Consider the following 15,545-nt stretch of genomic DNA (forward strand, 5'->3'; position numbering starts at 1 on the left):
AATTCATTGCGATGAAAATTTGCCGATTAATTATTTTAATCGCACTCGCTTGTGGAGCGGTATGACCGATAAACGACAAACAAAATAGTCTTAAATGTAACTCCCTTTTCTATCCCTTATTTTTTAGGTTTGATACATGAAAATCACCTCTTTTGCTTTGAAAAATTACCGGCGGCTAGCCGATGTAACCTTGGTCCTTGATGATAAAACAACGGTTCTAGTCGGCGCTAACAATAGTGGAAAAACGTCCTGTATCGGTGCGCTACACACATTCCTAAAAAGTCCTGACAATCTAAAAGTACGAGATATATCAAAGCTGAATTGGAAAACCATCAATCAACTAGGTGTAAGTATCGAGCAGAAATTTCCTTCTAGCGAGGACATGGAGGCGTTATCTGTCAATTTAGCGAGTTTATTACCTAGTTTAGACATTGAGATTAATGCGATGGCTAATGAGGCTTATAAGGTTCGCGACATTTTGCCAGATCTGGAATGGCGTGGAGGGGCTATATGTGTCCGAATAGCTTATGAAGCAATCGATATTTCCAAACTTGTTCGAGAGTTTGTTGATACAAGGAAAGTTGTACTCAAGCACAATGGCGTAAGTCTTTGGCCTAGAGATTTATGTGATTTTTTGGAGAAAGGCCAAAACCTTAGTAAGTTTATTAAACCAAAGCACTATATATTGAGTAAAAGTGCAGTGCCTTCAGTTGTCGAGTTTGGCGAAGAAGGTAAGTCCTCAGTTAACGAAGTTTTACAGCCATTTAAATCTGAAGCTCTGAAAAAGTTAATTCGAGTCGATGTGATATCCGAGCAACGTGGTTTAGGTGCTGAAGATAATGCTGAGCAAAAAGGCCCCTATTCAGAGAAGCAGCGGCTTAATAAATTACTCCGTGAATATTACGACCGTATTTTAAATCCAGAAGATTTTCCTGAGGAGCAAGATCTCGGCGTATTGGCGCAACAGCAAGCGCTAGAGAAAGGTTTTACTGACAGATTGAATGCACAGTTTGATAGCCCTTTCAATGAGTTAAAAGCTATGGGCTATCCAGGTATTGGTGGTAACCCTACTGTTGAAATTGCTGCAAAAATTAGTGGTATGGATGCTTTGCAAAAATCATCATCAGTTCGCTATCGATTTAATAAAGAAGATGAAGAATTTCTACCCGAAAGTTACTTAGGGCTTGGGTATCAAAATCTTATATATTTAACTTTCAGGCTTCTAGAGTTTCGCGACAAATGGATGCGTGTTGGCAAATCGGCCTCTTCAGGAGGCAACGTCGAAGAACAGATTGAACCGATTCACTTAGTTTTACTCGAAGAACCGGAAGTCAATTTACACGCGCAAGTCCAACGGGTATTCGTATCAAAAGCTTACGACACTTTGCGAAAGCATGTCGATTTACGAGATGAGGAAACCACGAAAGATAAGTCTGAATATCAAACACAGCTGGTTATTAGCACGCACTCCAGTCATATTATTGATGATATTGACTTCAAAGATTTACGCTACTTCCGGCGAAATGATGCAAATACATCGATCACAATGGACCATACCTCAATTGCAAACATGTCAGAGCTTTTTACGAAGGCGAAAGATGAACTTTTGTTTGTAAAAAAACATTTGAAATTGACTCATTGTGACATTTTTTTTGCTGACGGCGTTATATTCGTTGAGGGGCAAGCCGAGCGTCTTTTGGTACCTGAGTTCATTTCCAAACACTTTCAAGGCTTATCGAACAGGTACATCTCTATGCTTGAAGTGAGCGGAGCACACACTCACAAATACAGAGCGTTAGTCGAAAAGCTAGGGGTTACTACTTTAGTGCTGACTGATCTCGATTCAGTTGATAGCAATGGGGAATCGTGTTTCCCGCAAGAGAATTTAGATCAAAAGACCTGCAATGATACCTTGAGATTATGGCATCCAAAGAAAGAACTGCTGGATGAATTGGTGGCCTTATCCAAAGAGGAGCATGCGACAATAAGTCAAGGTGCGTCGCTTTACGTTGCGTACCAAAAGTCAACGCTGATTTCTGAGAGAAAAGTTTTATCCAGAACTTTTGAAGATGCATTGATCTTGGCAAATTTCGAGAATGAATTTTTCCAGAAAAAAAGCACACTGAAAACAGCAAAAGCTGGTCATGAAGATAATAGTAAGTTGTTGTCAGAGTCACTTTTTAACTATGTGAAAGGTCTCAAAAAGGGGGACTTTGCTTTTGATTGCCTCTTCCATCTCGCAGAAAATGAGGAGAAGAGTTTCAATCCCCCCGAATACATGAGTGAAGGCCTTAAGTGGCTGCAAACTCAACTTTCGCCCAAAGGTTAGGGGCAATTATGTCAGAGAAATTTTACTTGGCGGACACCAAACCTATCGATCATGACGATACAGTTGATAAAGGTATCGAAGAATGTCTTCTCATCGGTTCCGGTAAAAGCTTTATCACATTTGCGGGAGCCGGTTCAGGCAAAACCTATTCTTTGAAAAAAGCTCTCGAATTTTTGAAATCTAAATATTCGGATGACTTTTCTCGTCAGGGTAGGCAAATTGCAGTTGTGACGTTTACGAACAACGCCGCCGACGAAATCGTGGATCGTATTGAACAAAATCCAATTTTTTCAGTTTCTACGATTCATAGTTTTTGTTGGGCTGCTATTGCAGGCTTCAATGAGGATATTCGGAAGTGGTTTTTGGAAAAAATCCCTTACGATTTAAAAGATCTTGAGGAGAAACAGCAGAAAGGCCGCGCAGGAAAGGCTGCTGATGCGCGAAAAAGGGCTATTATCCGGCTAGAGAAAAAATTGAATGGTTAGCTGAACCACGCTCGTTCATTTATGATCCAAATGGCGTCAACTCATCCCCCAATGCGTTATCGCATGCAGATGTCTTGAAAATTTTCTCCAACTTTTTGACCACCAAGCCGATGATGGCAGAAGTCATCATAAACAAGTTCCCATTCATATTTATCGACGAAAGTCAGGATACCAACAAAGATGTAGTCAACTCTTTCTTTGAGTTGCAAGATGCAAAATCGGATAAAGTTGTCATCGGCTTGTTTGGAGATACGATGCAGCGCATCTTCGGTGGAGGGGAGTCTGAGTTGGGCAAGACTAAGCCAAGCGGTTGGGCTACTTTCAATAAGGAAATGAATCATCGCTCAGCGCGACGCATCGTTGGTTTGGGTAATCAAGTTCGTAGTGAAGATGATGGGCGTAAACAGTATGCCCGAGATGGCGCTGATGAAGGTTTCGTTCGATATTTCCTACTACCGCACGGTTTACCAGGCAAAGACGATGTCGAATTGAAAATTCGAGCGTTTATGGCGGAAGTTACGGGCGATACTGGTTGGACAGATACTCAATCCAAAGAAACCGCTATCTTGCTTTTGGAACATAAGATGGCTGGACGTCGGCTTTGCTTTTATGATCTTTGGGACAAGCTTTCAAAATCAGACAAAATTAAAGGTCGGATTTCGGAAGGTGAAAATACAGAGCTGAACTTTTTCTCTCACACTGTTTTTCCTATGGCGGAGGCAAGCTCAAAGGAAAACCGAGCCGAGTTGATGTCAATCTTACGAGCGAGTAAATCTCCGCTTTTGGAAGCTACTGTGCTTGACGCTAACAAGGACGATCCGCTCGGGCTTGCCCGAGCTGCAGAACATGCGTTTAGAGATGTAGTTTCAAATGAAAAGGTCTGTTTTCGCTTAGTTCTCCAAGTGATCGCAAAACATAATTTACTGCGAATTCCAGCAAAATTACAGTCGTTTGTAGCAACTTCTGAAGAAAGCGAGGCAGAATTAGAGCCTGATCAAGCGGGTGCTAGAGTGGAGGTCGAAGCAGAACCTGAAGAGCAGGATGACAGCGAGATTGCTGCTTGGGCAGAAGCATTGGAGACTGATTTCTTTCAAATTAGGAACTACAAGGATTACATCGATGGGAACTCAATATTTCGAACTCATCAAGGTGTAAAAGGAAACGAATTCGAGCGTGTAATGGTGGTCATGGATGATGATGAAGCTGGCGGTTTTTTATTTTCTTACGAGCAGTACTTTGACGTGAAAGAACTTTCTCGCGACAGTCAGAAAAAACGGGATGAGGGCGAAGAAACTGGTTTAGATCTTACTCGGCGATTGTTCTATGTTACTTCCACGCGGGCCAAGAATAGTCTCGCTCATGTGATTTATACATCTGATGTGGCTATGTTAAAGAAAAATCTTATTGCCAAAAAATTTGCGCGAGAAATTGAGATTATCGAGGTGTAGTTCCATAGTGATTTTGGCCATCAATAAATAGGTTTTGACTGGCCGCTTTGGCCGAGGAGCTAGCGCTCGCGACACAATTTGAGCGTCTGCAATCAAGGTCATTGCAGACGCTCATTTGGCCTAAAATTGTTGCGCCTCAGCGTCTAGCGGCCTGTCGCTCAGTCTAACTCAGTCGTTTCAACCGAGCATCAACCCTCGTTTGATGGTCGCTAAACTGGTAAGCGGAGAGGTGACGTTCGATGGGTTTGGGTGGAGAAGTTGAGTAAGATTTTGCACCTCTCAATAAGCTTTCGCTTTTAGGGTAAGATGTCGCCCTTAAACGGTTGCTCTTTATGCCGCCTCATTTTGCGTTTCGTTAATGCTTTAACGTGGCGCACCGTATTGCCCCCTAGCTTAAAAAGAATTCGCATGACTCAAAAACTCACCCTCCAACAGCTCGAGTCCTATCTCTGGACTGCCGCTGATATTTTGCGCGGCAATATGGATGCGTCGGAATATAAAGATTACATTTTCGGCATGATGTTCTTGAAACGCTTGTCTGATAGCTTTGATGAAGAGCAGGAAAAAGTGCTGGCTCATTATCTGAGTATTGGTAAGACGCAAGCGCAGGCAGAGGTGCTAGCGCAGGATGAAGATGAGTACGATCAGACTTTCTTTGTGCCCGAACGCGCCCGCTGGAATACGCTGAAAGATTTAAAGCACGATATTGGTGCCGAGCTAAATAAAGCCACCGAAGCAATCGAAGAGCACAACAGCAGCCTAGAAGGCGTATTGGTTTCGATTGACTTTAATATCAAAAATAAATTATCTGATAAAAAGCTGGGCGATTTACTCAGCCACTTTGGCCAGCATCGCCTGCGTAATGAAGATTTTGAATCGAGCGATTTGCTAGGCACGGCTTACGAATATCTGATTAAGATGTTTGCTGATTCTGCCGGTAAAAAAGGCGGTGAATTCTATACGCCTAGCGAAGTCGTGCAATTACTAGTGGCTTTACTCAAGCCCCATGCCGGAATGCGGATTTATGACCCTACCGTTGGCTCGGGCGGGATGCTGGTGCAAACGCGTAATTATCTAGTGCAGCATGGCGAAAATGCCGCCAATCTGTCGCTATATGGCCAAGAAATGAATCTGAATACTTGGGCCATTTGCAAAATGAATATGTTTTTGCATGGCGTATTCAATGCAGATATCCGCAAGGGCGATACCTTGGGCGATCCTAAGCATATTCAAAACGGCGAGTTAATGACGTTTGATCGCGTGATCGCCAATCCCCCCTTTAGCTTGGCCGCTTGGGGCAAAACCGAGGCCGATAACGATGGCTTTGGCCGCTTCCCCTACGGCACGCCACCGAAAGATTCGGGCGATTTAGCCTTTGTGCAGCACATGATTGCCTCGCTGAATAACGATGGCATGATGGGCGTGGTAATGCCGCACGGCGTGTTATTCCGTGGCTCCAGCGAAAAAGCCATTCGCCAAGGCATTTTGAACGACGATTTGCTAGAAGCCGTGATTGGGCTACCTGCGGGCTTGTTTTACGGCACCGGCATCCCAGCCAGTCTGTTGATCATCAACAAAGCCAAGCCAGCTGAGCGTAAAGGCAAAGTGCTGTTTATCAATGGCGAGCTGGATTATGCCGAAGGTAAAAATCAAAACAGCCTACGCAGTAGCGATATAGCAAAAATCGTCACCACCTTTGAGCAATACAGCGATATCAAGCGCTACGCTAAGGTGGTTACGCTGGCTGAAATCAGCGACAACGATTACAACCTTAATATCCGCCGCTACGCCGATACCTCGCCCCCTCCCGAAATTTTTGATGTGCGTGCCTTGCTGCATGGTGGTGTGCCCGTGCGCGAAGTGAATGACGATTATATTCAGGAAGAAATCCTGCAAGGCTTTGATGTCACGGCTGTTTTCACGCAGCGCGATGCAGATTATTACGATTTCAAACCGGAAATCACCAGCAAAGAAATGATTCGCACATTATTACCTGCCGACCATCAAGCGCTGATCGCCCAGTTTGAGCGCTGGTGGGATAAATATCGCGTGTCGCTGCATCAATTGGATGCACAAGTAGCAGAGGCAGAAGGCGTGATGAAGGACTACTTGGCGGAGCTGGGCTATGAATAAACTGCCGCAGCAGGATGCGCTGTTTCAACAAGTTAGCCAGCTTATTCAGCAGGCGCGCCAGCAGATTCAGCGCAGCGTCAACACCGCCATGGTGCAGATCTATTGGCAGATCGGCAATTTGATTATTGAGCATGAACAGCAGGGCGAAAGCCGCGCCGCCTACGGCAAACAACAGCTTGAGCAACTCTCTGCCCGTTTGAGCGCCGAGTTTGGTAAAGGCTTTGATGTCACTAATTTACGCAATATGCGGCGTTTTTATGAGGCTTTTCCAATTCGGGAGACAGTGTCTCTCGAATTAAGCTGGTCGCATTACAACCACTTGGCGCGGATTGAAAACCCGAGTGCCAGAGAGTGGTATCAGCAGGAAGCCGTGCAACAAGGCTGGAGTGTTCGTGCACTGGAACGCCAAATCAGCGTGCTGTATTACGAGCGATTACTGGCTAGCCAAGATAAAGCCTCGGTCGAGGCCGAAGCCAAAACCAACACCCAGCTTTTAGCGCAGCAGCCACAAGATTATTTGCGTGACCCCTATATTCTGGATTTTCTCAATCTGGATTCAGCCCGCTATCAAGAAGCCGATTTAGAACAGGGCATTATCAATAACCTACAGCAATTTTTATTAGAACTCGGCAAGGGCTTTGCATTTGTCGAACGCCAGCAGCGCATCCGCACCGAAGATCAAGATTTTTATATCGATTTGGTGTTTTACAATTTTAAACTTAAATGCTTTCTGCTCATTGATTTAAAGCTCGGCAAACTCAGCCATCAGGACGTCGGGCAGATGGACACCTATATCCGCATTTACGATCAGCATAAAAAAAGCGATGACGACAACGCCACTATCGGCCTGATCTTATGCAGCCAAAAAAGCGAAGCCGTCGTGAAATACTCGATCCTCACCGATAGCGAGCAGATGTTCGCCGCCAAATACCTGCCCTATTTACCTAGCGAAGCCGAACTTAAACACGAGTTAGAACGCGAACGCGCATGGGTGCAACAACAGCTTGGGGCGAATGATGAAGAATAAACACGTAGGGTGCGTTCGCATGTTGTGCCCGACTCGCCTTGATATCGGCACTTGCGTACATAGCGAGTATCGTGCGTCGGCATGGTGTTGTTATGCCACGCGTGGGCACAAAGGCGTGCCCATCCTACAATTTGGCGGGGCTGGGGTATGAGTAAACTTGTTCCCAATGGTTGGCGCATTCACGAATTAGGTGATTTGGCTGAGAAAATTGAAGGTGGCGGAACGCCAACGCGTACTGTTCCAGAATTCTGGTCGGGCAATATACCTTGGGTAACCGTCAAAGATTTAAAAAAAGTCAGGCTTTCCTTTGCCGAGGAAAGCATTTCAGAGCTTGGTCTGAAAGAAAGTTCAAGCCGATTGATCCCAAAAAACACCCTAATTATTGCTACTCGAATGGCTTTAGGTAAGGCTGTTATTTTTGATAAAGATGTGACAATCAATCAAGACTTAAAAGCTATTTTCCCCAAAAAAGAAATCGGCGTTGAATATCTACTTCACTGGTATCTTTCTAAATCCGAATATATTCAAGGAATGGGTACAGGCTCAACCGTAAAAGGCATTCGATTGGATGACTTACGGCTTATTCCTATCAAGTTGCCCCCTCTTCCCGAACAACAAAAAATCGCCGCCATTCTCACCGCTGTTGACGTGGTAATTGAATCCACCCAAGCGCAAATTAATAAACTCAAAGCCCTGAAAACCGGCCTGATGCAAGAGCTACTAAGCAAAGGCATAGCCCACACCGAATTCAAAGACAGCCCCGTAGGCCGAATTCCGAAGGCGTGGGACATACATGCCGTTGGTGATATTGTTGAAGTCATTGATCCACAACCTGATCATCGCACTCCACCTGAAGTATCAAATGGTGTTCCATACGTTGGCTTGGGTAATATTGATAAAGATGGGCTAATAGATTTTAATAATGCAAGAAAGGTTTCGAAAGAAGCATTTGAACGGCAGTTGAACAGTTTTGAGATTCATGAGGGCGCATTTATTTTTGGAAAAATAGGTACGATAGGAAATCCTAGTATTCTTCCGAGAGAAAGGTTTTATTGCTTGTCCGCTAATGTGATTCTTTTGACAGCGAAAGATGTGCTTACAATGCGTTATTTATTCCATGTTTTTACAAGTGGAATTATTAATGAGCAAGTTTTATTGCACACCAACACAACAAGCCAACCGGCATTAGGTATCAAGAAAGTTCGTGATTTTTTGATTCCTATCCCATCTTGTAAAAGTGAAATAAAAAATATAGTTGACGGATTGGGTTCTATTGATTTTAAGTTGAATCAATCAAGGGAAAAACTGAATAAAATTTTGGACGTAAAAAAAGCCCTAATGCAAGACCTGCTCTCCGGCAAAGTCCGCGTTAAAACCGCATAGTGAGTGCATTCCCCTATACGTCAAGGATGTTGTCATGTACTCCTGAAATTTCTAATAGTCCGATATCATGAACAGCATGCTAAGCAGAGATAATCTAAAACAGCCGACGACCTCATGAAAGCCAAGAATTACAAGGGTTGCAGGGGTGTCAAGGAGGAGTCATGAGCTTGCGAAGGAAGCTCCTTGATGCACCTGTGAGCCTTGTAAATACTCTAATTCATGAGATTGTCGAACTGACAACAATGGTGAAAAACACCGATTCCTATCAACTTAATGGGAATTCGTAGGTTGGGTTAGCAGGTTTGTACGCTCTAACAGGCGAACAAACCTGCTAACCCAACCTACAAAAGCATCATGTGCCACTCTGGCTTTGCTTAAGTTGATAGGATTGGTAGCGAGTGGTGGTGAATAATCATTGCCGTAGTGTGGGGTGACTCAAGCTAGACAGGCGTGCCCAAATAGAAAATGCGTGATTTATTATTGAAGTGCTTATGAGCAAGAGCGGAGATGAGATATGAAATTAAATACCATTAAGTTACATAATTTTCGCTGTTTTGAAGAGCAAACTTTTATCCTTCATCCCGAGTTTAATTTAATTGTTGGGACGAATGGAACGGGAAAAACGGCGCTACTTGATGCGATTTCTGTTGCTATTGCGACATGGCTGCTAGGGTTTAAGCGCCGAAATGATAAAAAATCTTTAGAAGCATCCGATGCTCGCTTGATTTATGTAGAAAAAGAGGGTGAACCGCAATTTGTGGAGTCATGGCCAGTTACCGTGACGGTGGCTGGCGTGGCGGCGGGAGTGGGCGTGAGTTGGGAGCGATCGAAAGATTCACCGACAGGCAATACTCGTTATGGTCAGGCTAGTGAGCTCATTGCGCTTGCAAAGCAATGCGATCAAACATTGGCGCAAGATATAGCCCTACCTTTGATTAGCTATTATGGAACCATGCGACTATGGCAAGATCCTCGCCAATCTAAAGTCGAGCCAGCACATTCAAGTAAAGGGCAGCCATCTCGCCTAGATGGTTATAAGCATTGTGTTGATCCGCGTATTGCAATTCGTGAGCTGGTTGCTTGGTTTGCTCGACAGGAGTGGCAGTCTTTTCAATTGGGTAAAGAGACAACCATGTTGAAAGTGGTTCGTAATGCCATTATTGCCTGCATCGAAAATGCGGAAAATATCCGCTATGACCCAAAGCGTAAAGAATTGTTGCTGACGCTAAATAATGGCGACCCTCAGCCTTTTAGTCTGCTGAGTGATGGTTTGCGATGTGTTATTGCTTTAGTGGCCGATATGGCACAAAAAGCAGCATTGCTTAATCCGCATATGGGTGAAGGCGTATTGCAAGGCGTAGAGGGCGTGGTTTTAGTCGATGAGTTAGATTTACACCTTCATCCGCGCTGGCAACGTCGTTTAACGGAAGATTTGCGCAGGGTCTTTCCTAAAATCCAATTTATTTGCACGACGCATTCACCCTTTTTAATTCAATCACTTCGCTCAGGTGAAGAGCTGATTATGTTAGACGGCACACCCACTGCTGAATTAGCCAATAAACCTCTGGAAGATATTGCCGTAGGCATTATGGGGGTAAATAGTGCCGATGTTAGTCAGCGTTATGATGAAATGAAAGGCGTAGCACTGGAGTATTTAAAAGCATTAGATGCTTCAGATATAACACCGCAAGAAAAATTAATTGAGTTTAAACAGCGACTGGCAGAGCGTATTGCTCCTTATGCTGATAATCCTGCTTATCAGGCATTTTTAGAAATGCAGCGTATTGTGAAGATAGGTTCTTGATATGCGGCCAGTCAGACGGGATGTTTCGCCAATTGCCACTGATTTTGCACATTATGAAGATGCTAAACCTGAATTGATTAGCCGCCTTGGGGGGTATTGTAGTTATTGTGAAAGGCCTATTAAAACCAACCTTGCTGTAGAGCATATTGAGCCTAAAAATGGGCCATTTGCCCAGCCTGATTTGCAAGGTAGGTGGAGTAATTTTTTATTGGCTTGCGTGAATTGTAATTCACACAAGGGCAGTAAGCAGGTGCTGCTTCAGGATATTTTGTTGCCGGATAGGGATAATACTTTTCTTGCCTTTGTCTATGAGGCGGATGGAAAAATTAAAATATCAGATTCATTCATGGCGGCACAAGCCGTGTGGGCGCAAAATACACTTGGCTTATTGGGGCTAGATAAAGAGTGGAGTGAAACATTAGATCAAAATGGTCAACAAGTTGCAATTGATCGTGAATCTCAAAGAATGGAGGCCATGGCAACAGCAGATCATGCTTTGCAAGAATTTATGAAACAAGCCAATAATATTTTGGAAGAAATAATTGTAAATTTAGCGCTGGCGACGGGGTTTTTTAGTATATGGATGAGTGTTTTTGATTTGTATCCCACAATGAAAATACGTTTTATCCAAGCATTCAAAGCGACGGAATTGAGCGGGTGTTTTAATACTACTACGGGGCAGGTGCTGACACCCGCAGCTAATCCTGATGCGCTGCCTTTTGGCGGGAAAGTCTAATTAAGCATATCGAAACTGCAGATCAATAATGTAAGGAATGACACTCATTGAATCAGGACGAATACGACAAAGTTGAACTGCCCGCTATCGAGCAATTAAAAGCACTAGGCTGGACGCATGTGCACGGATCGCTCTTTGCGCCTGTCCTTGATGGTGAGCGCGAATTTTGGCGGGAGGTGGTGTTAGAAAAACGCTTAAGTGCGGCGATTTTGCGCATTAATCCTTGGATTAGTGATGAAAACCGGCGCAAGGTGATGCGGGAAATAACGCATCCGCAGACGGCTACCCTAATGGAGGCGAATCAGCAGCTGTGGCAAACGCTAGTGCATTATCAATCGGTGATTCAGGATTTGGGTAAGGGTAATAAAGGGCAAACGGTCAAAATTATTGATTTTGATGATTTAAGCCAAAATGAATTCTTATGCGTTAATCAGTTCAAGGTTGAAGGCATTAATCAGAACATCATTCCCGATATTGTGTTGTTTGTGAATGGCCTGCCATTGGCTGTGATTGAGGCCAAATCTCCGTATATAACCAATCCTTTAGAATGCGCTATTGATCAGCTGCGCCGCTATGCGAATCTGCGTAATCCAATTGATGTTGAGGGTGCGGAACGGCTGTTTTGGTATAACCAGCTGATGATTGCTACTCATCGCGATAAAGCCGCTGTGGCTACGATTAGCGCCAAAGTTGAGCATTATTTGGAATGGAAAGACGCCTATCCATTTACGGATGCACAAGTTGTGGCCGGAGGTGATTTAGATTCACTTCGGCCCGCGATGGCTGTTTTGCAGCGGGCGATGGGTGTGGCTGAAACGCGTGCCGTGTATGAAGTGGCACAGCAGTATGAGGCAATCCATTCGCAGCAAAGATTAATTGCCGGTGTACTTAGCCCGATTAATTTTTTGGATATGATTCAAAACTTTACGCTCTATGAAACAGTTGATGGCCGTGTGATTAAGAAAATCGCCCGTTATCAGCAGTTTCGCGCCGTGCATAAAACCATAGAGCGTTTAAAAAATGGTCAGTCTAAAAAAGACAAAGGTGGCATTATCTGGCACACCCAAGGCTCGGGTAAATCGCTGACCATGGTGATGCTGGCCGTTAAGCTACGTCGGGACCCGCTGCTGCGCGATTATAAACTGGTGTTTATCACCGACCGCACCCAGCTAGATAGACAGCTGACTGCGCAGTTTGAGCGGGCTCAGGGCGAAACGGTGCACCATGCGACTTCGGTTGCCAAGCTTAAAGAGTTGCTCGCCAAAGACAGCGCCGATTTAGTGACTGCGATGGTGCAGAAATTCCAAGGAGGCGATGAAAATGGGCAAGCTGATTTTGAATTCCCCGAGCTGAATACCTCAGCAAAAATAATCGTGCTCGCGGATGAAGCGCACCGCACACAATATGGCGCTCTGGGCGTGGCTATTAATACGGGGCTGCCCAATGCGCCGAAGATTGCCTTTACCGGCACGCCGCTGATTTCATCGCAAAAAACCAGCCATGAATTTGGCAGCTATATCGATACCTATACCATTGAAGAAGCCGTGGCCGATGGTGCAACCTGCCAGATTTTATATGAAGGGCGCGAAGCTAAAACCAAGGTGACAGGCGATTCGCTGGATAAGCTATTTGATGAATACTTTGCGGAATATAGCGCAGAAGATAAAGCCACGATTAAGAAAAAGTTTGGCACTGAGCAAGCGGTTTTAGAAGCGCCACAGCGAATTCGCTGGGTGTGTATTGATCTGATTAAGCATTACCGTGAGCATATCGAGCCCAATGGCTTTAAGGCGATGATTGTCACTTCGTCGCGCCGTGCTGCCGTGTTATATAAAGAAGCGATTGATGCGCTAAATGGCCCGCAATGCGCGGTGATTATCTCTGGCAATCATAATGATGAGGCGCTGTTTACCGCGCATAGTGATACAAGCACGCATAAGCTGCAGATCGATCAGTTTAAACAGCCCCTGCTTGAGCAGCCTTTATCCATTATTGTGGTGAAAGATATGTTGCTGACTGGCTTTGACGCGCCAATCTGCCAAGTTATGTATTTAGACCGCAAATTAAAAGAGCATTCATTACTGCAAGCAATTGCGCGGGTAAACCGGACGGCAAGTGGTAAGAAACGCGGGTTTATCGTTGATTATTTTGGCTTAAGTGATTATCTGACTGAGGCGCTGGATATGTTCTCTAAAGAAGATATCGCAGGCGCATTGCAAGATTTAAAAGACGAAATTCCTAAGCTAAAAGCCATGCATACCCGTGTGATGGGACATTTTAAAGGCTTGGATATTGATCATCTGGATGCGTGTATTTTACGTTTAAAAGATGAAGACAAGCGCCAGCAATTTGAAATTGATTTCAAAAAATTCGCACAGCAGATGGATATCATCATGCCCGATGCCAGTGCAAAACCTTTTCTGGCGGATTTAAAAGCATTAGGAAAAATCAATCAGGGCGCACGTAATCGTTATCGTGATGCTCAATTAGATTTAGCCGGTGTAGGTGAAAAAGTGCGGGCATTGATCGAAGAGCATATCCGCGCGACTGGGGTAGACCCAAAAATCCCGCCGATTGATTTATTAGATGTGGATTACAAGAAAAAGCTGCAAGCGCATAAATCAGAAGAATCAAAAGCATCTGAAATTGAAAATGCAATTAAGCATCATATCGAAATTAATTTGGTACAAGACGAGGAATACTATAAATCGCTTAGTGCCAAGCTAAACGAAATTTTACAAAAGAAGGCTGAGCACTGGGACGAGTTGGTGCAACTACTGCTTGATTTTAGAGATGCGATTCAATCTGATCGCAAACAGGCTGCTGATGGATTAGGCCTGGATGATACGGAGTTTGCCTTTCATAATATTCTGATGGCCGAAGTGGCTCGAATTACCGGTAATGAGTCGCTAAATGAAGCGCTGCACGATGAAGTGATTCAGGTGACAAAAGCCTTGGTTGCCATGATGGATGAGGCCACCTGCATTGTTGATTTTTTTAAGAAGCCTGATGAAATTAAACGCATGCAAAAAAACATTAAACGCACAATTGTTGAAGCAAGCTTTGATGATGAAGCACTGCGCCGAGTCGTGATGGATCGCTTTATGGAATTAGCCAAGGTGAAATTTAAGTAATGCCTGCAGAGTATTTGCAAGGTCGTGGCTTTGTGGTCACCGTGATCCGCACCCAGCGCCAAAAATCAGCCCGTTTGCAAGTAGACGATGGCACAGTAGAAATCATTGTGCCCCGTGAGCTGCCTACCGAGCGGATTCAAAAAATAATTGACGAGAAAACACGTTGGGTTAAAGAAAAACTCTATTTGCACAGCCAAAGTATGCCGGTCAGCAATAAAGAGTTTGTCAGCGGTGAGGCCTTTCCTTATTTAGGCCGCAATTACCGTTTGAAAATGGAAGCGGGCAATTGGCAGCCAGTAAAACTTAAATATGGGCGCTTGCTACTGACCTTACCTATTGAGTCTTGCACTTCTGAGCAGATTCGCGACGCGCTAATACGCTGGTATCGCTATCAGGCCGAACAACGCTTTGCCGAAAAAGTGCGTCGCTACGCCAAAATAATCGGCGTGACGCCCAGCAGTGTCGGCGTTAAAACCTTCAAATCCCGCTGGGGCAGTTGCAGTGTAAAAGGTGAAATTCTATTCCACTGGAAAGTCATCCTTGCTCCGCACCGCATCGTCGATTACGTCGTTGTCCACGAACTTTGCCACTTGAAACATCACGATCACTCACCCGCATTCTGGAAGTCGGTTGAAACGGTGATTCCTGATTATTTGGAATGCAAGGAATGGTTAAAAGTCATGGGGGCTGGGTTGGAGATCTGAAAAACGGGTGCAACAATTCAATTTCAAATTAAAAAGAACACTCTATATGCCATTTGACTATCTGGCAGGTTTCTCAATACTTGAAGCTTTACTTGCAAAAAAATTACGCCAATTGCTTCAGCTGATAAGTAATACTGTAATCACCCCAAAACAAAAACGGGCATTACATACCTGCCCCCTACCCCCTACTTTAAAGTGAGCTTAAAAATGGAGGGATTACCAATGGTTGGCCTGCGATGATTTTGAAAGCCTCGCTGAAGTACAAGAAACCGCAACGCAATGGCTTTGGACTTACAATAACGAACGTCCGCATATGGGATTGGGCGGCATCACCCCGAAACAAAAACTGGCATTACATGCCT

The 15,545-nt window shown here is 44.5% G+C and carries 10 protein-coding genes and 2 pseudogenes; all 12 read left to right on the top strand.

The window, feature by feature from the left end; translation table 11 throughout:
* Window positions 1-136 precede the first annotated feature (136 nt).
* Window positions 137-2,329 carry an AAA family ATPase gene (locus Q0R17_RS02290; RefSeq protein WP_293931766.1) on the top strand — a complete coding sequence of 731 codons (2,193 nt, stop codon included), beginning with the start codon at window positions 137-139 and terminating at the stop codon, window positions 2,327-2,329.
* An 8-nt stretch (window positions 2,330-2,337) separates the two neighbouring features.
* Window positions 2,338-2,814: a UvrD-helicase domain-containing protein gene (locus Q0R17_RS02295; protein WP_293931768.1), complete on the top strand. Its 477-nt coding sequence runs from the start codon at window positions 2,338-2,340 to the stop codon at window positions 2,812-2,814.
* 17 nt (window positions 2,815-2,831) lie between these two features.
* Window positions 2,832-4,262, top strand: coding sequence for a UvrD-helicase domain-containing protein (locus Q0R17_RS02300; protein WP_293931781.1), 1,431 nt, complete (start codon window positions 2,832-2,834; stop codon window positions 4,260-4,262).
* Between the two features lie 408 nt (window positions 4,263-4,670).
* A complete protein-coding gene (locus tag Q0R17_RS02305; RefSeq protein WP_293931770.1) occupies window positions 4,671-6,395 on the top strand; it encodes a type I restriction-modification system subunit M in 1,725 nt (574 codons plus the stop codon).
* Window positions 6,388-7,422: a YhcG family protein gene (locus tag Q0R17_RS02310; RefSeq protein ID WP_293931771.1), complete on the top strand. Its 1,035-nt coding sequence runs from the start codon at window positions 6,388-6,390 to the stop codon at window positions 7,420-7,422. Before Q0R17_RS02305 ends, Q0R17_RS02310 begins: the two co-directional genes overlap by 8 nt.
* Before the next feature lie 147 nt (window positions 7,423-7,569).
* The gene (locus tag Q0R17_RS02315) at window positions 7,570-8,805 is read left to right on the top strand and encodes a restriction endonuclease subunit S (RefSeq protein ID WP_293931772.1); all 1,236 of its coding nucleotides are present in this window, start codon (window positions 7,570-7,572) and stop codon (window positions 8,803-8,805) included.
* A 514-nt stretch (window positions 8,806-9,319) separates the two neighbouring features.
* On the top strand, window positions 9,320-10,609 hold the full coding sequence (locus Q0R17_RS02320) for an AAA family ATPase (protein ID WP_293931774.1): 1,290 nt from the start codon (window positions 9,320-9,322) through the stop codon (window positions 10,607-10,609).
* Between the two features lies 1 nt (window position 10,610).
* Window positions 10,611-10,841 (top strand): annotated as a pseudogene (locus tag Q0R17_RS20025) (HNH endonuclease); the annotation flags it as partial.
* Window positions 10,842-10,859: 18 nt separating this feature from the next.
* Window positions 10,860-11,345 (top strand): hypothetical protein, encoded by a 486-nt coding sequence (locus tag Q0R17_RS02325; protein WP_293931775.1) that lies wholly within the window; start codon window positions 10,860-10,862, stop codon window positions 11,343-11,345.
* Between the two features lie 47 nt (window positions 11,346-11,392).
* A complete protein-coding gene (locus Q0R17_RS02330; protein ID WP_293931776.1) occupies window positions 11,393-14,479 on the top strand; it encodes a type I restriction endonuclease subunit R in 3,087 nt (1,028 codons plus the stop codon).
* The gene (locus Q0R17_RS02335) at window positions 14,479-15,183 is read left to right on the top strand and encodes a M48 family metallopeptidase (RefSeq protein ID WP_293931777.1); all 705 of its coding nucleotides are present in this window, start codon (window positions 14,479-14,481) and stop codon (window positions 15,181-15,183) included. The genes Q0R17_RS02330 and Q0R17_RS02335 overlap by 1 nt, the downstream gene beginning before the upstream one ends.
* A gap of 223 nt (window positions 15,184-15,406) precedes the next feature.
* Window positions 15,407-15,545, top strand: a pseudogene (locus tag Q0R17_RS02340) (integrase core domain-containing protein); the annotation flags it as partial.

Origin of the sequence: Iodobacter sp., from assembly GCF_025352645.1 — a bacterium.
In the GTDB taxonomy this organism is placed as follows: domain Bacteria; phylum Pseudomonadota; class Gammaproteobacteria; order Burkholderiales; family Chitinibacteraceae; genus Iodobacter.

Coding starts and splice junctions, on each gene's coding strand:
- Q0R17_RS02315 (WP_293931772.1), top strand. CDS start 7,570: ATGAGTAAACTTGTTCCCAATGGTTGGCGCATTCACGAATTAGGTGAT.
- Q0R17_RS02290 (WP_293931766.1), top strand. CDS start 137: ATGAAAATCACCTCTTTTGCTTTGAAAAATTACCGGCGGCTAGCCGAT.
- Q0R17_RS02295 (WP_293931768.1), top strand. CDS start 2,338: ATGTCAGAGAAATTTTACTTGGCGGACACCAAACCTATCGATCATGAC.
- Q0R17_RS02335 (WP_293931777.1), top strand. CDS start 14,479: ATGCCTGCAGAGTATTTGCAAGGTCGTGGCTTTGTGGTCACCGTGATC.
- Q0R17_RS02305 (WP_293931770.1), top strand. CDS start 4,671: ATGACTCAAAAACTCACCCTCCAACAGCTCGAGTCCTATCTCTGGACT.
- Q0R17_RS02310 (WP_293931771.1), top strand. CDS start 6,388: ATGAATAAACTGCCGCAGCAGGATGCGCTGTTTCAACAAGTTAGCCAG.
- Q0R17_RS02320 (WP_293931774.1), top strand. CDS start 9,320: ATGAAATTAAATACCATTAAGTTACATAATTTTCGCTGTTTTGAAGAG.